The sequence below is a fragment of the Marnyiella aurantia genome (assembly GCF_014041915.1).
In the GTDB taxonomy this organism is placed as follows: Bacteria; Bacteroidota; Bacteroidia; order Flavobacteriales; family Weeksellaceae; genus Marnyiella; species Marnyiella aurantia.
This window is the reverse complement of sequence record NZ_CP059472.1, coordinates 114,213-135,807: the sequence shown is the minus strand read 5'-3', so window position 1 is coordinate 135,807 and position 21,595 is coordinate 114,213. Positions and strand designations below refer to the sequence as shown.

The 21,595-nt window shown below is 42.9% G+C and carries 15 protein-coding genes and 1 tRNA gene; 7 read left to right on the top strand and 9 right to left on the bottom strand.

The window, feature by feature from the left end; genetic code table 11:
• Both H1R16_RS00635 and H1R16_RS00630 read left to right on the top strand, forming a co-directional pair.
• Window positions 1-888: a Ppx/GppA phosphatase family protein gene (locus H1R16_RS00635; RefSeq protein ID WP_181886159.1), complete on the top strand. Its 888-nt coding sequence runs from the start codon at window positions 1-3 to the stop codon at window positions 886-888.
• Between the two features lie 67 nt (window positions 889-955).
• Window positions 956-1,369 (top strand): hypothetical protein, encoded by a 414-nt coding sequence (locus H1R16_RS00630; protein WP_181886160.1) that lies wholly within the window; start codon window positions 956-958, stop codon window positions 1,367-1,369.
• 673 nt (window positions 1,370-2,042) lie between these two features.
• Here the strand turns inward: H1R16_RS00630 and H1R16_RS00625 are convergent.
• Window positions 2,043-2,891 carry a hypothetical protein gene (locus tag H1R16_RS00625; protein ID WP_181886161.1) on the bottom strand — a complete coding sequence of 283 codons (849 nt, stop codon included), beginning with the start codon at window positions 2,889-2,891 and terminating at the stop codon, window positions 2,043-2,045.
• A gap of 166 nt (window positions 2,892-3,057) precedes the next feature.
• Entirely contained in the window at window positions 3,058-3,750 is a 693-nt protein-coding gene (gene pepE / locus H1R16_RS00620) for a dipeptidase PepE (RefSeq protein ID WP_181886162.1), read from the bottom strand.
• 466 nt (window positions 3,751-4,216) lie between these two features.
• Here pepE and fsa point away from each other — a divergent pair, with 466 nt between their 5' ends.
• The 3 genes from fsa to H1R16_RS12375 all read left to right on the top strand — a co-directional run bounded on the left by fsa (window position 4,217) and on the right by H1R16_RS12375 (window position 8,889).
• Window positions 4,217-4,870: a fructose-6-phosphate aldolase gene (gene fsa, locus H1R16_RS00615; protein ID WP_181886163.1), complete on the top strand. Its 654-nt coding sequence runs from the start codon at window positions 4,217-4,219 to the stop codon at window positions 4,868-4,870.
• A gap of 920 nt (window positions 4,871-5,790) precedes the next feature.
• On the top strand, window positions 5,791-7,179 hold the full coding sequence (locus H1R16_RS00610) for a flavin-containing monooxygenase (RefSeq protein WP_181886164.1): 1,389 nt from the start codon (window positions 5,791-5,793) through the stop codon (window positions 7,177-7,179).
• Between the two features lie 1,509 nt (window positions 7,180-8,688).
• Complete coding sequence (locus H1R16_RS12375) at window positions 8,689-8,889, top strand: PLDc N-terminal domain-containing protein (protein ID WP_396652418.1); 201 nt, start codon at window positions 8,689-8,691, stop codon at window positions 8,887-8,889.
• Window positions 8,890-9,343: 454 nt separating this feature from the next.
• On the opposite strand, the gene H1R16_RS00600 is transcribed toward H1R16_RS12375, so the two are convergent.
• From H1R16_RS00600 to H1R16_RS00580, 5 genes are all read right to left on the bottom strand, one after another.
• Window positions 9,344-9,416: transfer RNA gene (locus tag H1R16_RS00600), tRNA-Met, on the bottom strand.
• Window positions 9,417-9,536: 120 nt separating this feature from the next.
• Window positions 9,537-11,123: a calcineurin-like phosphoesterase C-terminal domain-containing protein gene (locus H1R16_RS00595; RefSeq protein ID WP_181886166.1), complete on the bottom strand. Its 1,587-nt coding sequence runs from the start codon at window positions 11,121-11,123 to the stop codon at window positions 9,537-9,539.
• Window positions 11,124-11,126: 3 nt separating this feature from the next.
• Entirely contained in the window at window positions 11,127-11,879 is a 753-nt protein-coding gene (locus tag H1R16_RS00590) for a glycerophosphodiester phosphodiesterase (protein ID WP_228451036.1), read from the bottom strand.
• The gene (locus H1R16_RS00585) at window positions 11,876-13,330 is read right to left on the bottom strand and encodes a SusD/RagB family nutrient-binding outer membrane lipoprotein (RefSeq protein ID WP_181886167.1); all 1,455 of its coding nucleotides are present in this window, start codon (window positions 13,328-13,330) and stop codon (window positions 11,876-11,878) included. The genes H1R16_RS00590 and H1R16_RS00585 overlap by 4 nt, the downstream gene beginning before the upstream one ends.
• A 44-nt stretch (window positions 13,331-13,374) precedes the next feature.
• Complete coding sequence (locus H1R16_RS00580) at window positions 13,375-16,356, bottom strand: SusC/RagA family TonB-linked outer membrane protein (protein ID WP_181886168.1); 2,982 nt, start codon at window positions 16,354-16,356, stop codon at window positions 13,375-13,377.
• 418 nt (window positions 16,357-16,774) lie between these two features.
• Between H1R16_RS00580 and H1R16_RS00575 the strand changes: the two genes are divergently transcribed.
• Entirely contained in the window at window positions 16,775-17,944 is a 1,170-nt protein-coding gene (locus H1R16_RS00575; RefSeq protein WP_181886169.1) for a hypothetical protein, read from the top strand.
• Window positions 17,944-18,810, top strand: a complete 867-nt coding sequence (locus tag H1R16_RS00570) for a DMT family transporter (RefSeq protein ID WP_181886170.1) — start codon at window positions 17,944-17,946, stop codon at window positions 18,808-18,810. Before H1R16_RS00575 ends, H1R16_RS00570 begins: the two co-directional genes overlap by 1 nt.
• An 8-nt stretch (window positions 18,811-18,818) precedes the next feature.
• Here H1R16_RS00570 and H1R16_RS00565 read toward each other — a convergent pair whose 3' ends face one another.
• On the bottom strand, window positions 18,819-19,772 hold the full coding sequence (locus tag H1R16_RS00565; protein WP_181886171.1) for a T9SS type A sorting domain-containing protein: 954 nt from the start codon (window positions 19,770-19,772) through the stop codon (window positions 18,819-18,821).
• A gap of 282 nt (window positions 19,773-20,054) precedes the next feature.
• Window positions 20,055-21,443 carry a tRNA uridine-5-carboxymethylaminomethyl(34) synthesis GTPase MnmE gene (gene mnmE / locus H1R16_RS00560; protein WP_181886172.1) on the bottom strand — a complete coding sequence of 463 codons (1,389 nt, stop codon included), beginning with the start codon at window positions 21,441-21,443 and terminating at the stop codon, window positions 20,055-20,057.
• Window positions 21,444-21,595: the final 152 nt, after the last annotated feature.

The following is a 21,595-nucleotide window of genomic DNA, read 5'->3' as shown; positions in this document are numbered from 1 at the left end:
ATGAGAATAGCCGCTATTGACATAGGAAGCAACGCCGCGCGCCTGCTTATTAATGAAGTACTCGAAACCGCGCCTGGCAAGCCGGAATTTACCAAGCTGAACCTGCTGCGAATACCTCTCCGGTTAGGAATGGACGTATTCAGCCACGGTATAATAGGTCCGGAACGCGAGAAAATGGTGGTAGACAGTATGCGCGTCTTCAGCGATCTGATGAAGATTTATAAGGTGGAACATTACCGGGCCTGCGCCACCAGTGCCATGCGTGATGCTGCAAACGGCAGGCAGATTATTGAAGCAGTTCGCGAAAACTCAGGTATCAAGATTGAAATAATAAGCGGCGATGAAGAAGCGGCGCTGATTTACGAAAATCACGTAGCCGAAGGTCTGGCGGAAGATTCGGCCTATCTGTATATTGACGTGGGCGGAGGTTCTACAGAACTGACCTTCTACGAAAACGGGAAGATGAGGTATAAGAAATCATTTAACATCGGCACTATACGTTTGCTGAACGGTCTGGTTACCGAGGACCACTGGAAAGAGATGAAGGAGGAAATCCGCAGGAATATTAACTCCAAGGATCCTGTAGTCGCTATAGGCTCAGGAGGCAACATTAACAAGATATTTTCCATGAGTAAGACTAAGGATGGGAAGCCCATGAGCACCTCCTATCTGAAGAAATATTATAAGGAACTGAGCGAACTTACAGTGGCGGAACGGATGACGAAGTTCGGGATGCGTGAAGACCGTGCCGACGTTATTGTGCCCGCACTGGAAATCTTTAACAACATTATGCAGTGGTCGGAGATCTCAAAAATTTTTGTGCCTAAGATTTCTGTGGCCGACGGTCTAATTCATAATATTTACGACAGTCTGCTGCAAAACCGGTAACCTAATTTTGAGTTAACAGGCTTTTTTCATTATATTTAAAATTTACACCAACTTCTAAACCTACACTATGAAAAATCTAACGATTACGGGAATTATAGTTCTTACAGTACTTGGACTGATCTTTATGGTGGTCATGCTGTATGGCTACCCTACCTACCGCGTATGGTCGCAGGAAATGGAAGGAAAAGCCGAATTTGCAAAAGCCGAACAGAACCGGCGGATTAAAATTGAGGAGGCTAAAGCCAACCTGGAAGCCGAAAAACTGAATGCCATGGCCGAGGTGGAAAGAGCCAAAGGTGCCGCTGCCGCCATCAAAATTGAGAACGGTGCACTGTCTGAAAAGTATATTCAGTATCTCTGGGTAAGGCAGCAAAACAACCTGAACGATAAAACTGTAATTTACATCCCAACGGAAACCAATCTTCCTATCCTGGAAGCGGGACGTGCTCCGGCTAAAGGCTTGCCTAAAGTTTCGGAGTAAGTTTCTATTGTGAATTGTGGATTTTCAATTTTGGATTTTGGATTGTCCGGAGCGGAATTTCAGATTATGGTTTTTCAGCTCCTGATCCTTTTAAGTTTATTTCTTGGAATTGGATTAGAATGAAGTATAAGCATTTGGACTGAGTGACCTTTTTTAGGATGAACCCAGAATTCCAAATAGCAATTGTTATAAAATCTGTTGCGTAGGAACAGCTAACAGTCACTTTGTCATACCGCATGAATCTCAAGTAATTGGTTAAAAGTCTATAAGACGTGTCCTTGGACTCCCAAAAAAAACGGTAGCATGCCGCTTTCATTTTTCTTTGTTCTTGCCACTTTTCTTTAACCACAAAGAGCACAAAGCTTTACACAAAGGGCACGGAGGTGTGGTGGGCGCAAGCCACGCTGATCCGACATTATTAAGGTTCTAATTTTGAACTGCCAATCGAAATCCTCTTGCTTGGACGGAACTTTTTCAAACACCACAAGAAAAGCAGTCCTTCTAAAAAACTGCTTCTGTGCTTTAAAATGTAAAATCGACAACTCCAAAGGCTGTCAAAAAGCTGCCAGACATTCCGTTCTACGGGCTTTCATTTCTTGTCCTGCGGAAACGACGACCCGAGGTGCAGCTCAAAGAAGCCTAATTAAAACTTTGTTGTTGGCGCCAGTTTTGTTTATGTTGTCTTGTAAATATACCATCCGTTTGCAATTTCTCTAATCATAATTATTCTATTTGGATTCATTTCCGGTAAATCTTTTTTGTCTTTTATATAAAAATAACCAACAGAGTTGTCAAGCATTCCACCAATTAAAAAATTGATACAGTTACCTAATTCGTAACCACCTGTCGCCACTGAAGAAATGAAAAGTTTATTAAATTCAGGTTTAGAGGTTTCAATTAGTTCCAAACTTCTATCTTCATCTACTTTTTCTTTTTCCAATTCAATTAAAGCGAGATTTTTGAGACGGTCAAATTCTGCTTGGTTTGTCAGAAAATGGTTTATAATATTTTCGTCTAATTCAAGTGTTAATCTTGTATTTCCCAACTGAAAATTGTAATCTTCTCTTGATTTAAACATTTCAAAGTCGTCATTTTTATTCTTTTTTGACTTTTCAATTATTTCGTCCACTTGTTGTGGAGTCATATTTTCAAGTTCAATTTTTATCTGCTCAATTAGTCCTGTCATTGCTAATCCTCTGAATGCTGTCATTTTCCATGACTTATCTTTTTCAAAGTGCAAATACGTGTCAAATCCTTTTCCAATTGAGTCCAACACAGTCATTCCTACAACTGCTGTTTTGTCTGTTTGTCCAAGTAATGTAAATTTTGTAATTGAACCGTCTGGTAAATCTTTTCCGTTTGGTTTGCCTTCATATTCGCCAGCAACATAATTCTCGATATTTGGTAAAGTCACTTTTGAACATATTTTTTTTGCTAAATCCAATGGTTCATAAGTCTGTCCATAAACTGTTGTAATTGTCAGTAGTAACGTCGTGAATATTATTATTTTATGTGTCTTCATAAATTCTGACTAAATTTTTAAATTATTCTAATGATATCAGCTGAGTATCATTTCAATATCTTTGGCAGTCAGACCAAATTAAGTGATTTCCTTCTGTATTCTTTTGGCAGCGTCATTTTTTTTTCCGGCAAGAAACAGTTAATCAAACGCGGTTGGAAGGCTTTAGTTAAGGTGTGCTTCCCGGCTCTACTTCATAAGGTTCCCGGCCTTGTTCGAAGATGCGGGTCTGCTCGGTGCCTTCGGTGGTGATGCGGTCGCCAATGCGCCGAATCCAGTTGCCCTCGCGCAGGCCTACGACTTTCAGGTCATTTTGGGTCAGGAACTCCAGGATGCGGGTTTCGCGGGTTTCGCCGTTGTGCTTCAGGTCTGGACTGGGATCCAGGTAATGGGGATTGATGTTGAACGGTACCAGTCCCATACAGCTGAAGCTGGGCGGATAAACGATGGGCATATCGTTGGTGGTTTTCATATTGATGCCGCCAATATTGCTTCCTGCGCTGGAACCCAGATAAGGTTTTCCGCTTTCCACATTGTCTTTCAGGAAATGCATCAGGTTTTCTTCGTGCAGGGTCTTTACTAACAGAAAGGTGTTGCCGCCGCCAGTAAAATAGCCTTTGGCCTGGTTAATGGCTTCAGCTTTTTCTGCAAATTCGTGCAATCCGCGGACTTTTATGTTGAGTTGGGCGAAGAATTCAGCCGCTTTTGCGGTGTAGTCTTCATGCGAAATGCCGCCCGGACGTGCAAAAGGGATGAAGAGGATCTCATCTATACCCTGAAAGAGCTGTTCAATTTCGGTTTTAATGTATTCCAGGTAATTGCCGCCGTAAAGCGTGGAGGTTGAGGCAAGGAGGATGTTCATTTGGTGAGAGTTTGACTGTTTGATGATTTGATAATGTGGTTATTTGATAATGTGGTGATTGGTTGATTAGTTGATGTGAGGGTTTGAGTGTTTGAGTGTTTGAGTGATTTGGCTATGTAGTGATAATGGTTTGATGGATTAGCTGTTTAGTAGTATAGTAGGGTTTTTCACCTTTTCGCCTACACCCTATAGCTTATGGCATCTAGCCGAGAACTGACTGCTGAAAGCTAACCGCCTAACGCTACTCATGCAAATTTACCGAAATTAATTTGGCTGGTTGCTCTGCCCGCCGGAAGATTGACGGCACGGGTTCATAGCCCGGATTGCAGCGGAAATCCTTTTTTGCGCTGGCATTGGCTGGCCGGCGAAAGATTGCAGCGGAAAGCCGGACGGCAGGTTCACTGAATCCCGAATCTTGTTGCTCCTGATAAATTGGATTATCTTTGCGGAAATCAAATTAAAAGTAATGAAATTTTTTATTGACACAGCCAACCTGGACCAGATTCGCGAAGCTCAAAACCTTGGAATCCTGGACGGGGTAACTACCAATCCTACCCTGATGGCTAAGGAGGGGATTGCCGGAACCAACGCGATTATGCAGCACTACCGCACGATTTGCGATATTGTGGACGGTCCTATATCCGCCGAGGTCCTGAGCACGACCTATGATGAAATGATAAAAGAGGGCGACGAGCTGGCGGCCATCCACCCAAATATTGTTGTAAAGATTCCGATGATTAAGGACGGCGTGCGCGCGCTGAAATATTTCTCAGACAAAGGTATAAAAACCAACTGTACGCTTATATTTTCGGCCGGACAGGCGCTGCTGGCAGCTAAAGCAGGTGCGACTTACGTTTCCCCTTTCCTGGGCAGGCTGGACGACATTTCCACGGACGGAATGGCGCTTATAGACGAAATACGCACCATCTACGACAACTACAGCTACGAAACCCAAATCCTGGCTGCCTCCATTCGTCACTCCATGCACATCATAAACTGTGCGAAAATTGGCGCCGATGTAATTACTTCGCCACTTGGCCCGATACTCAGTTTGTTGAGCCATCCGCTAACCGATAAAGGTCTGGCGCAGTTTGTGGAAGACAGCAAGAAAATGGCATAATGCTTTTTATAAAATTAGAAAATCCCGGAACGTTACGTTTCGGGATTTTTTTTGATTAGGGCCTACAGATTGGACAGAACTGCACAGATAAAACTAAATATGCGTATTCTGCGAAATTGCGGTCTTAAAAAATATTCTGTGAAAATCTCTGAAATCAGTGTGAAATTTTCCGCACACAGATTGCACAGATCTGCACAGATAAAACTAAATCTGCGTAATCAGCGAAATCTGTGGGCTTAAAAAAATCTGTGAAAATCTGTGAAAATCTGCGAGAGATTTTACGCACAGATTGCACAGATCTGCACAGATAAATTAAATCTGCGGGCTCAAAAAAAATTCTGTGAAAATCTGTGAAATCAGTGTGAAATTTCCGCGCACAGATTACACAGATCTACACAGAAAAACCAATATGAGTTTGCAAGATTTGCAGATTTAAAAAAATGAATGTGAAAATCTCTAAAAGCTGCGAGAGATTTTGAACACAGATTACACATATCTTCACAGATATATATTGTCTGCAAAATCCGTGAAAACGCGCAGATTATAAGTGAGTTGTTTCTCTATTCATGCTTAAATGTACATAAGGCGTGACTTTTTCCTTCTTCTTTTGGTTGCCGGTATTTGTAGCGGTTCACACTACATAAATGCTCTACCACAGCACTGACGGTTTTCACTTTCCCATTCCCGTCCAGCCCGCTTATCTTCTCCGTGATTTGTAATTGTGAAAATAAAACCGTATATTAGTCAAATTACTTATTATATCGTATGCCGGATGAAATCGTTAATTAATAAAATTAATTAAATCCGACTTAGAGTTTATACTCATCTTCTGCAATTTGCAGAGCCTCTACAAGCACAATAATCTATTAAAAGAATGCACTTCTTAAGTTGTATTCTTATTAACTTTTTAAATATTTTACATGGACAACAAAGAAAATTTACAGAACAAACGTATTGGTATTATTGGTGCAGGACCCAGCGGTTTGGCACAGATCCGTGCTTTCGAAGCGTTAAAAGAGCGCGGCGAGAACATACCCGAAATCGTTTGTTTTGAAAAACAGAGCAATTGGGGCGGCATGTGGAACTATTCCTGGAGAACCGGGGTGGGGAAATACGGCGAACCTATTCACGGCAGTATGTACAAATATCTATGGTCGAACGGACCGAAAGAATGTCTTGAATTTTCCGACTACTCTTTTGATGATCATTTTGAAAAAGCTATTTCTTCTTATCCTCCACGACCCGTACTTTTTGATTATATAGAAGGCCGGATTAAAAAAAGCAACGCCCGCGAGTACATCCGATTTGATACGACCGTACGTTGGGTCAGCTATGATGAAGACACCCGCAAATTCACCATTGTTCTGGATGATCTGAAAATCAACAAAACCTATTCTGAAGAGTTTGACTATCTAGTGGTCGCTTCCGGTCATTTTTCCACGCCCAATATGCCTTATTTTAAAGGTATCGAAACCTTTAGCGGAAATGTGATGCACGCGCATGATTTCAGGGGTGCAGACCAGTTTAAAGACCGGAATATTTTACTGATCGGAAGCAGCTATTCTGCGGAAGACATTGGAATCCAATGCTACAAACACGGAGCGGCATCGGTTACATTGAGTTACAGAAGCAATCCAATCGGTCATGACTGGCCGCAGGGAATCAAAGAAGTTCCGTTGGTTACGCATTTTGATGGTGACACGGCTTTCTTTAAAGACGGCACCAGCGAAGATTATGATGCGGTAATTATGTGTACGGGCTATCAGCATAAATTTCCCTTCCTGCCGGACGAGCTCCGCCTGAAAACCAAAAACAATTTATACCCGGACAATCTTTACAAAGGAATATTCTACAACAATCTGCCCCAGCTTATTTATCTGGGAATGCAGGACCAGTATTATACCTTTAACATGTTCGACACCCAGGCCTGGCTGGCCAGAGACTTTATGATGGAGCGCCTGGAACTTCCTTCTGAAGGTGAAAGACGTGTGGACATCGATACATGGCTGGACAGGAACAGTAAACTGCAAAGCAGTTTTGATGATGTTGATTTCCAGACCTACTACATTAAGGACCTGCTGTCGTTCACCGATTATCCGCACTTCAATTTGGATAAGATCGCCGCAATGTTTAAAGAATGGCTGCAGGACAAAGAGGAAAATATCCTTACCTACCGCGACAAAACCTACCAGAGTGTGGTTACTGGCACCATGGCCGAAGCGCACCATACCGACTGGATGGACGAACTGGACGACAGCAAGGAACGGTATTTATACGGCGCTGAGGAAGAAGAGCTTATTCCCGAGTAACTGTAACCTGCAATTATATTAAACTACACCCCTGCGCGCACGCGCAGGGGTTTTTTGCTTTTTAAGCGCACAGAACAGTCAAAAAAACAGCACCTATCCGTTAAACCTGTGCGCGAAAAAAACGCACTGATTCCACTCAGATCACCGATCTAAAAATTGTCTGTGCATATCCGTGACAGTTCTGCGAAAAAAAAAAGCACTTATTACGCAGATCTGCACAGAAAAAATTAAATCCACGTATTTTGCGAGATCTGTGCGCTTAAAAACATCTGTGAATTCCGTGAAATCCGTACGAAATTTTGCGCACAGATTGCACAGATCTGCACAGATAAAAGTAAATCTGCGTACTCCCCCAAATCTGCGGGCTTAAAGAAATCTGTGAAAATCTGTAATATCCGTGTAAAATATTCCGCGCACAGATTGCACAGATCTGCACAGATAAAACTAAATCTGCATAATCGCCGAAATCTGTGAGCTTTAAAAAGTTCTGTGAAAATCTGTGAAATCAGTGTGAAATTTTCCGCCCAAAGATTGCACAAATCAGATAAAATTAAATCTGCGAAATCTGCTGGATTAAAAAAAGTTCTGTGAAAATCTGTAATATCCGTGTAAAATATTCCGCGCAAAGATTACAAAGATCTGCACATAAAAACCAAATCTGCAGGTTAAAAAAACAGAACGTAATGACTGTCTTTAAATCATAAAATCCCGGAGGTGTCCCGGGATATATTGTTATTTGGTAATAAGTTCAAAGCGTTAATCCTTGCATCCATCTCTGCCTTTCTTCTTGCTGTATTTTGCGCCTGTTGGTTTCTTTCTTTTTCAGCTTTCTCGAAAAATGTCAATTTCCCATGTTAGAAAATTCAATAAATGGGAGTTCTCCTATCATGCAGCTTACATAGACTTTGTAATAATGGGATATAGAATATTTCTCATACAACAACTTCGTGGAGAAACGCCAGAAATACAAAGTCAACGTAAAAAAGATTATACTCACAAAAGGGAATATGACTAAATATATTTACTTGTTTTATCTTTTTTTAAAATTTTTTTTTATTTTATTTACTTTTTAATGTATATTTACTTATAGTTTTTATTAATATTATGCAGCAAATCTATACTATTGTCACGAGGACATTTGCATAGGCAATTACAAATAAAGATAGAACACTGCTTACCATGATGAATATGACGGCGAAGGGACATACTGAACACCCACACCCTCTCATTAAGGGAAAAGTCAAAAGATTCTGCTATTTTTTGAAGAAACAGGTAATCTCAGAAAATTGCTAAGAATAGCGAATTTACTGTGTTTAGTTAAAGAGACGGTTGCTTACATGAAGAAGGCTTGTAGCAAAAACACTACCTGCAGTATTAGCTGTGATTTAAGTTCAAATTATACCCTTTATAGGTATATTGTAGCATACGCTCATTGTACTGCTGGAGGCGATGCTCCTAAAGCTACCGTTATAAGTAACAGTATAAATTAATAAACAAAATTCCCCAGTTATGTTAACATTTTTTATTTTAACCGTAATATTACTTAATTTCACAATAACTATACTAATGTTACACAATGAGAAGGAAAACAGATTATTGTGGCATTTGATAGTATGCTTTTTTCCAATATTTGGGCCACTCATTTATTTTCTTTACAGATCATTAAGAAGGAAAATAACAATTGCTAAAGAGGTCCGTTTGTTAATCTAATTATTGGGGGAAATCCGTACGAAATTTCCGCGCGCAGATTACACAGATCTGCAGAGAAAAACCAAACCTGCGTTATCAGCGACATCTGCGGGATTAGAAAACATCTGTGAAAATCTGTGAAATCAGTGAGGTAATTAGCGCACAGATTACACAGATCTGCACAGAAAAATCAAATCTGCATTATCAGCGAGATCTGCGGGCTTAGCAAAGCGCTGTAAAAATCTGTGAAATCTGCGAGAGATTTTGCGCACTGATTACACAGATCTGCACAGATAAAATTAAATTTGCGTACTCCCCAAATCTGTGGGCTTTAAAAACATCTGTGAAAATATGTGAAATCAGTGTGAAATTTTCCATCCACAGATTGCACAGATAAAGTCAGCAATGTCCGTGCGATCTGTGGTATCCAAAAACAAAAAAAGAGAACCACTTTTGTGATTCTCTCTCTGCTTAGTAGCGGGGACACGACTCGAACGTGCGACCTCCGGGTTATGAGCCCGACGAGCTACCTACTGCTCTACCCCGCGATATGACTGCAAATATATGACAAAAAAGTCAGCTTTCAAAATTTTATACGTTATCCCATAAAAAAGCCGGCTGAAACAGATCAGCCGGCCCCGAAAGAAAAACTAAGAAAAAATTTGAAACTACGGAACCGGATTCGGCTCCTTCACTTCAAAGTTCTGTTCTGCGGTATGAACCTTACCATAACGGTCAGTAGCTCTTACCTGCAGTTTATGTGTTCCCGGTGCCAGCTTTCCCGGGAAAGGTGCAACCCAAAGATGTTTGGAGTTTTCTGGATTGGAGGGTCTTCTGCCCTGCAGAAGCTCGTTGGCCGAATCCCACTTAAACACAGACTGTAGAAACGATGGGTCAAGACTCTCCGTATAGTTCATTGGTTTCCAGTCACCCCCGTCCACACGGAATTCCACCAAATCGTTCTTACTGCCCATGAAGAAATTGGCTACTATCCTGGCTGAGTTCCTGCGACTTGCAATTACCTTCGGAACATAGAGACTGATCTGAAATTCATCAGGCATACCGGCAGCTTTATACTGTATTCTGTATTTGTTATCCTTGAAATCGATGAATGAGTATCCGCGATAAGTGCCGTCGCGCATTACGGAAGCCGGAACGCCGGTGGCATCCACCGTGCCCGAATACCAGTCGCCGGAAGTGGTTCCTACATTATATTCATGTAAGTCCGCCGCTCCTTCCCAACCGTCACCTTTTGTGTAAAAAATCTGGGTCTGCTTGTGGGTATGTGCCGACATCATCAGTACGTTTTCAAACGGCCTAAGCAAATCAAAGAGTCTTTTACGGTCTGAAAGCCGGAAATGATCATCACCTTCCCTTTCCGGCATCATCTGAATATGAAATGCCAACACTACCAATTTATTCTTAGGAACGAGTTTGAGGTTATTTTCGATAAATTTAAGCTGATCTTCCCGGAAGCCGGCCCAGTAACCCTTGCCGTCACGCGGATCGGGATACAGAATGTCGTCCAGGACCATAAAATGTACATTTCCGTAATTAAAAGCATAATTTGCCGGCCCAAAATTCCTCTCAAAAGTCTCATCAGAAAGATGATCCTCCTGGGCATCAAAATTCATATCATGATTTCCGATCACGTTATACCATGGCAAACCAATCTCCTTTATTGATTCAATATAAGGCTGGTGAAGAGTAAGATCGTCGCCCACCAGATCACCCAGACTGATACCGAACACTGCTTTCTTACGGTTATTTTTAACTTCGTTAATAATCCCTCTTCTGAAATAGTCAATCTCCTTCAGCGTGTAAGGTTGTGGATCACCAAAAACCAAAATTTGAAATTCTTTGTTCTCAGCACTTTTATACAGCGGAAAATTTAATTCTGCGGGTAGTGAGCCGGTGGGTACGCTTCCCTTATATTTAAAATCAGCAGGAGAGCCGTTGGGTTTATGATGATGATAAAATTGAGGCAGATTGTTAGCATCTGTCCTTGTGCGGTAATTTTCCGGCTTAATAACAAAGATGGTCTGGTCGCCGTACAGCGGCAGTGTGTACCTGCCATTTTTGTCGGTGAGGGCCACTTCTACCCCATTGGAAACAGCCACGTTACCTATTCCCCTTTCCCGTCTTTCTTTTTGAGCATTTGCATTGGCATCCTCAAAAACAAATCCGGAAACGGAAGTCTGCGCGAAGGTTAAAGTGGAAATCAGGAGGCAAAATGCCGGTATCTTTATATTCATGTTTTATAGATTAATTAGTTGGTCGGGAATATTGGTGGTTACGAAATCAATTCCCATAGATTTTAACTTCTTATAGGTTTCAATGTCATTTACTGTCCAGCTGTTGGTCATAAGTCCCAGTTTTCGGGCCTCAGCAATCCACTCTGGATGTTTCTCAAGCAGAATTTTATAATGATAGTCCAGGCCGTCCACATTTTCAAGCTTTAGCTGCTGTGGCGACAGATCTCCGTTCAGGTAATGCACCGGGTACCTAGGTTCCCGGTTCTTTATTTCACGGCAGATATTGAGGCTGAAGGAAATAAATTCTACCTGCTCTTCCGTTTTGGTTTTGGAAACCAGCTGCAAAGCTTTTTGCACCATCATATCTTCAAGAATCTTTGTTTTAGCCGGTTTCAGTTCCACAATAAGTTTCACACCGATAACACGTTTTCCCATTTCCAGATATTGCTCCAGGGTAGGAAGTTCCTCGCCATTGGCTAACCTTGCAGTACGTAATTTGGCAAGTGACGATTCTGAAACTTCCATTCCCGCATGGTGCTCATCATGATTCACCACCAAAATGCCGTCCGCAGTCATCCTCACGTCAAATTCTGACCCGTACACTTTTAAATCCTGCGCATTTTTCAGAGCCTCCAGCGAATTTTCTGTAGTGGATGGATTGGATTGGAAAAAGCCGCGGTGGGCAATGATTTGGGTTTGGGCGTTCATAAATTCAGAGCAAACGGTTAGTATCAGTAAGAATACATATTTCATCATTTGTTCCACCACATTTTAACGTTAATATCATCTCCGCCCATGGCCGCCACCGCCGCATTATAATTCTGTGAATTCATGATCCGCGGATTAGTGGGATACATCATGCGCTGTGGCATTTTGCCGTTGTTAAGCAATCCGCCGTTGTTCGGCATTGCTGGAAATCCGGTCCTGCGCTGTTCATACCATTGCTGATGATCTACAAAAAACAGGGCAAGATATTTCTGGGTCATGATCTGTTCCAGCGAACCGTTGTAGGCTACTTTTGGACTGGCAAAATAATTCACAGGAACTGTAGCTCCCCATTGTTCCAGTGTAGCTTTTACACCACTTTCATAGAAAGTTTGGGCATTGCCGGCAATAATCCCTTTCTGTGCAAATTCTGCCAAAGTAAACTGGAGTTCTGCGTATGGGTATACAAGAACTTTCATTGGAGCTTTGGCCAAATTCTGGTTCATATTGGAAGGCTGATAGCTAAAGACCGTTCCCGGAGCATAACCTGCCGGCGCACCAAAGTAACCTATATTCGGGTTGGGTGACGTAAGGCTTTTAGCCTGGGTAAAAAACTGGCTCAGCCTTGGGTCACCGTTATCTTTAAGTGTGTTTACAAAAAGCTCCCCCGCTGCTCTGTATGCGGTAAAGTCCTGAGGTCTGGCAATAGGCGCTATAAATGGAGCTACACCAGAAATATCCAGAACGGCACCATCCGCGTTGTTCTGGAATATCGGATAGGTAGCAGGATCATTCACAATCTCCTGAATCCTGGCGTAAACATTCACCTCACCGTTACGCTTCTGTATCCTGCTCAGCAGTCGCAGGGAAAGTGAATTCGCAAACTTTTTCCACTTCACCATATTGGCCGCTGAGGCTTCCCCGCGGTAAAAAAGATCTGTTTCGGCAAGAGGTTTGGTCGTGTCGAACATTGCGTTTGCCGTCTTCAGATCATCAAGAAGACTTAAATAAATATCCTTTTGGCTGTCAAATTTAGGCTTGTCAATATTCTCTTCCAGCCGCAGCGCTTCTGAAAAAGGAATATCCCCGAAAGCATCCGTCAGATTGGCGTAAATAAAGGCGTTCAATACCAAAGCAATGGCCTGGTAATTTTTCTGATCTTCAGCCACAGCAAAAGTGTGCATTTCTTTTACCTGCTTCAGCCATTTGTAACTTGTGTTCCAATAGCCGGCGCCCGTTCCTTCGGTCACATAATACCTGCTCACTGTATTGCCTTCGTTCGGGAACGGTAGGGCTACCTGCATGATCTGAAAGGTGAAATCATCTGCACGGTTATAACCGTACGAAGCCATTTCGTACTGAATGGGCGCCAGCATACTGCCCGCGGTGGGATTGATAATCTTACTCGTATCTGTGTTGATTTCTTCAAACGTACGGCCGCAGGAGTTTAATACAAGCACTGAGCAAAAGATCAGGCTCCCTTTTATAATGATGCGTTTCATAGTAATCTGTTTGTTTAAGTTGATGAAAAAAGTAATGCTTTAGGTTAAAATTTGACATTAAGCTGAAAACCGATTGTCCTCGCAGAAGGTAACTGCCCTATTTCCACGCCGGGAGTAATAGTGCTATTGTCCATCGTTGCAACTTCCGGATCAAACATTGGATACTCCGTCCACATCCAGAGGTTTTTGCCGAAGATAGCTACCGTGAGATCATTGAGTTTTAGCGGAGCAATCATGGCCTTAGGAAAAGAATAGGCAAGCCGGGCATCTCTGAGTTTAATAAAAGAAGTATCGAAAGTGTTGGTCTCCACATTTGCGCGGCGGTAGTAGTCCCCGTAATAAGCACTGAGGCTCACCGCTTTCGTATTCGCGCTGAATGTGCCGTCTGCATTCTGCACCACGCCTGCCCCCACAATGGTTCCGTCCGGATTGTCCCGACCCATCAGGGTATGTCCCAATTTGCCCTGTTCCGACATTTTATGATGAGTTTGGGAATAGGCCATTCCGCCATACTGACCGTCTATAGAAAAGCTCAGAGTTACATTTTTATACTGGAATTCATTCTGAAAACCGGCTCTCCATTTGGCAAAGGCATTCCCTACCTTTTCTACATTTGCCGGTCTGGCAGGCAAACCATTATCACCATATACAACCTGACCATCAGGCGTTCTTAGGAGTTTAAAACCATAAAGATCACCCAGGGAGCCGCCCACAACCGCATTAAAGTATACTACGCCGGCTACCGTAGCCATAGTGTAGGGCTCAGAACCCACCGCCTCCGGCAGGCTCATGATTTCATTACGGTTCAGCGACCAGTTGCCGCCCAGTTTCCATCGGAAGTCCTGGTTTTTAACAGGCGTATAATCCAGGCTCATCTCTACACCGCGGTTACGTATTTCTCCCGCGTTAATCCACCGGTGCGCATATCCGGATTCATACAGCATCGGGATACGGATAATCTGGTTTGCGGTATTGTTCTGGTAAAGGGTGAAACTGTAATTCAGTCGGTTCCGCAGAAGACCCAAATCCATTCCTGCTTCAATATTGGTATTGATTTCCGGTCTGAGATTAGGATTTGGAAAGGTAGAAGGCGTAAGCACGCCGCCGGGAATATCATCCATTTCGTAATACTTCTCCAGCTGATAGGGAGATCCGTCTATTCCTACCTTTGCCCAGGAGGCCCGCATTTTCCAGTAACTCAATGCCGGAGATCTAAGACCCAAGAGATCCGAAAGGATAATACTTGTACTTACAGACGGGTAAAAGAAAGAACGGTTTTCGGCCGGTAGTGTACTGCTCCAGTCATTTCTACCGGTTACATCCAGAAATACTTTATTGTCCCAATCCAGGGTAACTAGCGCATAGGCACTGTTCACCTGTTCGTCATACGGTTTTGGTACTTTGGTGATGAGTGATATGGCGTTTGTAAGTGTATACTGACCCGGAACTTTTAACCCTTCAGCACGGTAATCGTTCATAATATATTCATTGTAACGCATACTGGCACCCGCCGAAGCAGAAACATTGAATTGCCCGAAATTATTCTTATAGTTAAAGAGTACATCGCTGTTGTATTCCTGATTGGTAATATGCTGCTCTCTGTAAAAGCCCTTCAGGTAATTGGCAGAACTCCACGGCCGCTGGTTAGTCCGTTCTTCATTTAAAACCTCAATACCCGAGCGCAGCATCATGCTGAAGTTAGGATGGATAGTATAGTCAACCGTCATATTTCCGCTGATGTTGCGCTTGTCCACACCGTTCAGCATTTTGTAAGCAATCAGGTAAGGATTGTCTATAAATGAACTGAAAGGATGAATTTGGTCTACATCTTCCTGACCGTTTTTCCAGATGGGCTGATACCAGGCCAGATCCACGTTGGGATTTTGGAAAATCATAAAGTAGGAAATGGACTGGTTGTTATAACCGGTTGCCGGCAGATTGTCACTTTTAGTCCGGTTATAGGCCAGTTTTGTCGATATTTTAAGCTTGTCGCTTAACTTGTGTGAAAATGAGCCGGCGAAATTAAACCGGTTGAAACCTGTATTTGGCATCATCCATTCGTTGTCCAGATAAGTAAGAGATGTACGGAAGCTGGTTCTGTCATTGGAATGTTCTACAGCAATGCTGTTGGAATAAGTAGAGCCCACTTCCCAGAAACCTTTCACGTTGTCGCGGTAGGGACGCCATAGCTGCCTTTCCTGGCTTTGTCCCTGTACGGTGGGATCGTACTGGTAATAATACTGGCCCTCGAACTTAGGACCAAAGGCACTGCTGGTACCGCCGGTGCTTACCCCGTCTGCCGACGCACCGTAGGAATAGTAAAAGTTTCCGTTTTTGTCTTTCGCAAGAGTTCCCTGACCGTATTCATACTGGAAATCAGGCCACTTAAGTACCGAATCAAAACTGGAGTAAGAATTGAAAGTCACCTGCAGCTTACCGTTCTGGCTCTTACCCGATTTTGTGGTAATCATCAGTGCACCGTTGGCAGCCCGTGATCCGTAAAGAGCTGCTGCCGAGGCTCCTTTCAGTACGGTTACACTTTCAATATCATCCGGGTTTATGCTGTTCAGTCCGTTGCCAAGATCAATGGGCAGGTCGCCGCCGGAACCGGCACCATAGGCCGGGGTTCCTGTTCCGGAGTTTACCCGCGGTCCGTCACTAATTGGAATACCGTCTACTACAATAAGCGCATAGTTGTTATCCATAAACATGGATTTTTCTCCGCGAAGCGTAATTCTGGCAGAACCAAGCGGCCCGGCACCGGCGGTCTGCACTTTCAGCCCGGCCACTTTGCCTTCCATAGACTGTACCCAGTTGTTATTCTGTGTCTCTTCAAATGTCTCAGAACCTACAGTCTCAGCTACATAACCCAGGGATTTGTCCTGTCTTTTGATCCCCAGGGCAGTAACCACAACTTCTTCAATTTTTTGTTCTTTCAAGGTGTCCTGGCGGTTCTGTGCCGCCATTTCTACAGTTACGATGCCCGTAAGTACCAGTACGAGGATTTTCTGGATGTTTCTTTTCACGATGTTTTAATTTGCTGCAAAATTAGCCAGGGCGCCACAGGAAAGCTTTAACCCAGATTTAAGGCTTTGTGAATAAATTGATCAGTTACATTTAAATCAATTTTAACAGAATCATTAAAGCATTGGCAACCAGAGGCGATACTATGTTAAGCATTGGTAACATGCATTAAGTGTAGTATCACAGGAAATCAGAAGACGGAACAAATACAGGCAGAAAGCGAGATTCCGGACCTGGGGTCCGGAATCTCTATATAAAATTGTGTTTTTTGGTGATAAGGAAGGGCATTTTGCCAGCTGAAAAACAGACTGTTACGCCTTTCCTTATCTGTACTTCAAAATTACCACTTCTTCATGTGCGATATTTTGTCCAAATTTGCCCAGATTTACACAAAACAGATGAAAAAAAGTAATTTACAGAATGATCAATAAACTGAAAGAAGAATTCGAGAAAATATACTTCAGCGACATTGCCACAACTAAGGGATTGGAAAGTCTGGCCGTCAATATGGGCGTTTCCCGAAACTCACTACGCAGGTTTCTTGGTAAAATTAAGAATGAGAGCCAACTACGCGTATCTACACTTAATTTAATAGCGGTCCGCCTGGGCTACCGTAACTTTCAGGACTTCTGCGAGCGCTCCGGATCAGCTGCGCCTACACTGGATTTTGAGTTGCTGGACATTTACTACGGAACCGTAAAAGGAAGAGGTACATCATTAAACGAAACCCGTTTCCAGAAAGCGAATTACTATTTCGCAAAAAAAATTGTTTCGCACCCGGGGAACCTTACTGAATTTGTTAAAAGATTTGCTACAAACGAGGAGGCACTGGAATATGTGTTTGCGTGGCATCCATCGTACGAACATATTGCCAACCGGAACTATCAGGAAGCCTTACTTTACCTGGCTAAAATAAGCACGAAAGCTCACGTAAAGGTTTTCGCATATTCCTTTGTTTATTTCGGTAAATTTATGTCCGAAAACCTGTCTGAAGTTGAGGCAATAGAACTTATGAGTAAGATTGAAAAGCAGGTAGTTAAAATGCGAATGGAAGAATTTGAGGTATTTCCGGAAGCCCGATACAGTACCGTTAAATGTATTCACAGTCACGTTTTTGGAGATCCAAAAAAAAATAATCATTTCCCGCTGCTGCCTCACCCCGCTTTCGGATTTATCCACAGCAGGCCACTTATCGACCAAATTATTTACACCAGTTACGTAGGGAATATGCTTACAATTCTAAAGGATTATAACACCGCTGAGATGCTCATAGGCGAAGCTCCCACTGAGAAAGCGCTCAAGATCTTTGAAGACGAAAATCCTATCTTTAGATGTCACGTGCATCTGTACCGCATTACACGTGCGCTCCTTATGTTTCATTTAGGTAAGGAAAAGGAAGCCATGTACATGTTTGACCAATTGCTGGTTAATTCCACCGATGTAATGCGCTATTCTTTCGACAGTAAAATATATTTTGAACTTCAGTACTATAACCTGGGCTGTAAACTGTATCCAAAGCGTGAAGATTTTCATCAAAAGTACCAGCTGTTACTGCAAAGAACAAAGTTCAGTTATTTAAGCACTATTTAATGATCGCACTTTTAATCACTATTCTGGGTCACCTATTTTACGGTACCACTAACGTGATGTGGAAAAATCCACGTAATGAGATGGGCACCCTTCCACTTATCATAACCCGTAGTTTTTTCTCATTCCTTATTTTTCTTATAAGCTTTTTTGCACTCACCAATTTAGACCTAATTACAATACCAAAAATCACTTTTTGGGATTTACTGAGTACCGCGGCTATATGTGCAGTTAATTATTTCGGTTTATTTTTTTATCTGAAAAGCCTGAAGCATGCGCCGGTCTCCAGTACCATTGGTTTTGGAAAAGTGAGCCTTATTATTGGCGTTTTGTCTGCATACTTTCTTTATGATGAGGAGATTTCAACAGTAAAAATAATTATGTGCATCATAGTTCTTATAGGAGTTACTTTCATTGAAAGAGCAGCCCGCATCGGATCTGCTGTAATGTCTAAAGGTTTAATGTACTCAATTCTGTGTAAGTTATTCTGGGGTACGTCTTATCTTTTTGTTCCGTTTATAGATAAGCTGGGGCCTATCCTTTTTTGCGTAGTTCTGGAATTTATAGTTTGCACACTCAGTTGCCTTCTGCTGATCGGAAGCCGCAGCAAGTTCCCTTCCCATACGGTTAGCCGAAGAACAAAATTTGAGATCGGCATCCTTGTCGTGTTGGGAACCGGAGGTACGTTCTGCCTGAATTTCGCGCTGGCCAATATCAGCATTCTCCTGTTCGCGACATTGGCTTTAATAGAACCGATTCTGGGGCTCATCATCTCCAAGATTTATCACAAGGAAAGACTGACACCTCTGCAGTACGCAGGGGTCTGGATGGGTATAGTGGCAGCTTTTGTGTTGGGATTAACCAAGTAAATCCCGGGCTACTCCTTAATAAACCGTGTGCTAACAGAATTGCCGCCTTTATCTAAAGTCTGCAGGATATAGTTGCCGGTAGGAAGGTGAGCTACTTCCAGCTTTTGCAATCCTGAATCAGCAGACTGTACCAGAATTTTCTGCCCTACATAATTGAATATAGTAAATTCCACGATGTCTGTGGCAGACCTGATGTGAAGTACATCCTTTACAGGGTTTGGGTACACAGTCATTCCCGCGTCCAGGTCCACTGATTTTACACCAAGCGCATCAACAGAATTAATGCGTATGAATGAAAAGTTACCCTGAACCACCCCGGCTGTTCCCTGCCAGCACGCCGTATAAAGCGTTCCGTAGCCGGCAGTGCTTGTCCCGGTTGAATTGGTGGAACGCGAAGAATTGATATCGTTACCGGTATGCCTGATTTCTACTACGAGATTGGTTCCGTTGTAAAGGTACGGCGTATTAAAGTTGATAACATGACTGAATGCATTTGGATCAGAGCCAGAAGTTAAAGCTCCCGCAGGGACTACCAGAGCACCGGAACGCACCTGAGTTTGAGTACCCACTACATTAGCTGTAAAATCCAGCTGACGGTTAGGTGGCTCTACTCCGTTACTTAAGTAAACTTCATAACTGGCAAAAGTAGCATCTGTAGCCGGCCAGCTGGAGGTAGCGTTACTGGGCAGCCTGAAAGCGATTGACGTTAGGTACTTACCATTTAAGGAAGTGAGCAGTGTATCATCTATAATCAACTGATAAGTCCGTGCAGAACTTGCATATACACCTGTGAAGCCGGAACTGGCAGTGAGATCAGGTACCGTAACGGAGGTTTGTGCCACGGCGCCATGTGTTCCCATAGCAAGAAAAGCTACCGCTGCAAGCAGTTTACAGATTCGCCCCGGGTGCGAAGCTTTTGCGGATGAACTATTTTTTTTGATGCGAAGTAAATGTGCTTTCATACTCTTTGGTTTTGGTAATCATAAAGTTATAAAAAAAACGCCAAGACTAGCATAGAAATTTTAAATAGTGTTCAGATGTAGATTTTAAGTGATGTCTAATGAAGTGATAAAAAATGTTCAGCTTTCGTTCTGAATCAAGATCATGAGTATTTCATGATAAAGTGTATGCATTGCCACTGCTTAATATAATGTCGGGACCAGATTCAAATCTAACAAGCACTAAATTTTCAATCAGTTCTTTAACTGTACATTTTGATTATTTACCCAATTCCAACAATAAAGCTACTTTCCGATACAAAACTTGGAAAAAATATTCCCCAAGACCTCATCATTGGTAAATTCGCCCGAGATTTCGCCCAGGTATTCCAAAGCGTACCGGAGCTCGTAGGCCAGAAGTTCGGTATGAAAACTCTGGGAAACTGCATCCTTCACCCGTCGCACGGAATCGAGGGAGCGCAAAAGAGCCTCATGGTGCCGTTGGTTGGTGATGATGACATTGTTTTCGGACTGTTTCAGTCCTTCCACATAATCGATAAGCTCATTTTTAAGCTCTTCGATGCCCACTTTCTCACGGGCAGATATGGATAACAGCGTGACGTTATTTTCAGCTTCTAAAGCCGACCGTAAATCATTGTCAAAATTCTGACCTTTTTCTGAAGACAAATCAGATTTGTTATGAAGCAGAACAACTTTCAGGTCTTCGCGATACACTTCTTTTATGAATGCAGCCACTTCCTGCGGCGTACTGTCGAACTCGTCATAAAGGTAAAGCAGGATTTTGGCCGCCGCGATCTTCTCGTGCGCTTTCTGCACCCCAATGGCTTCTATGGTGTCGGTGGTGTCGCGTATTCCTGCTGTGTCGATAAAGCGGAAGGCCGTTCCGCGGATATGGAGGACCTCTTCTATGGTGTCACGTGTGGTTCCTGCAATATCGCTCACAATAGCTCGTTCTTCTTTTAGCAGGGTATTAAGCAGAGTCGATTTTCCTGCATTGGGTTTACCGATGATAGCTACCTCTACCCCATTTTTCACAGCATTGCCATAACGGAAACTTTCAACCAGGGAGCGCAGCTTTTCTTCAATCCTGTTCAGCAACATATTGAGTGCGGTACGGTCCGCAAACTCCACATCTTCTTCAGCAAAATCAAGTTCAAGCTCTACCAGCGAAGTAAAATTTAATAAGTCACCACGCAGGACTGATATCTCGTCCGTTATCCCACCCTTCAATTGGTTCATCGCAATTTTGCGCGAGGCTTCGTTTTCGCTGGCTATAATATCGGCGATGGCTTCCGCCTGGGAAAGGTCTATCCGCCCGTTCATAAAGGCACGCATTGTAAATTCACCCCCTTTAGCCATACGCGCACCGTTTCTGGTAAGGACTTCCAGGATTTTACCGGCTATATGTGGCGACCCGTGAAATGATATCTCAGTAGAATCCTCCGTTGTAAACGTTTTTGGCGCGAGAAAAACGGATACCATCACCTCATCAATAGTTTCGTCACCATCAGTTATAAAACCATAATGCACAGTATGTGAAACTGCGGTTTCCAGATTTTTGCCTTTGAAACAGCGGTTGGTTACTGCAATCGCATCAGGACCTGAAACGCGGATAATTCCGAGAGCGCCTACACCGTTGGCAGTGGCAAGTGCGCAGATCGTGTCTTTATTCATGCAGGCAAAATTACGAATTATGAAAAGGAAATTGTGATGCAGCAAATGAAAGATGGTATAAACTGAGATAATGTAAAGAGCAGACTAAGTGTACCACAGTTCATTTTTGAATAGAGGAGCTCAGTAGAACTTTTTTCACAAACGTAAGAATG

Excerpts from the sequence above, each read along its gene's own strand:
- H1R16_RS00625 (WP_181886161.1), bottom strand. The coding sequence starts at position 2,891 with ATGAAGACACATAAAATAATAATATTCACGACGTTACTACTGACAATT.
- H1R16_RS00630 (WP_181886160.1), top strand. The coding sequence starts at position 956 with ATGAAAAATCTAACGATTACGGGAATTATAGTTCTTACAGTACTTGGA.
- H1R16_RS00575 (WP_181886169.1), top strand. The coding sequence starts at position 16,775 with ATGATCAATAAACTGAAAGAAGAATTCGAGAAAATATACTTCAGCGAC.
- mnmE (WP_181886172.1), bottom strand. The coding sequence starts at position 21,443 with ATGAATAAAGACACGATCTGCGCACTTGCCACTGCCAACGGTGTAGGC.
- H1R16_RS00590 (WP_228451036.1), bottom strand. The coding sequence starts at position 11,879 with ATGATGAAATATGTATTCTTACTGATACTAACCGTTTGCTCTGAATTT.
- fsa (WP_181886163.1), top strand. The coding sequence starts at position 4,217 with ATGAAATTTTTTATTGACACAGCCAACCTGGACCAGATTCGCGAAGCT.
- pepE (WP_181886162.1), bottom strand. The coding sequence starts at position 3,750 with ATGAACATCCTCCTTGCCTCAACCTCCACGCTTTACGGCGGCAATTAC.
- H1R16_RS00585 (WP_181886167.1), bottom strand. The coding sequence starts at position 13,330 with ATGAAACGCATCATTATAAAAGGGAGCCTGATCTTTTGCTCAGTGCTT.
- H1R16_RS00570 (WP_181886170.1), top strand. The coding sequence starts at position 17,944 with ATGATCGCACTTTTAATCACTATTCTGGGTCACCTATTTTACGGTACC.
- H1R16_RS00610 (WP_181886164.1), top strand. The coding sequence starts at position 5,791 with ATGGACAACAAAGAAAATTTACAGAACAAACGTATTGGTATTATTGGT.
- H1R16_RS00565 (WP_181886171.1), bottom strand. The coding sequence starts at position 19,772 with ATGAAAGCACATTTACTTCGCATCAAAAAAAATAGTTCATCCGCAAAA.
- H1R16_RS00595 (WP_181886166.1), bottom strand. The coding sequence starts at position 11,123 with ATGAATATAAAGATACCGGCATTTTGCCTCCTGATTTCCACTTTAACC.
- H1R16_RS12375 (WP_396652418.1), top strand. The coding sequence starts at position 8,689 with ATGTTAACATTTTTTATTTTAACCGTAATATTACTTAATTTCACAATA.
- H1R16_RS00635 (WP_181886159.1), top strand. The coding sequence starts at position 1 with ATGAGAATAGCCGCTATTGACATAGGAAGCAACGCCGCGCGCCTGCTT.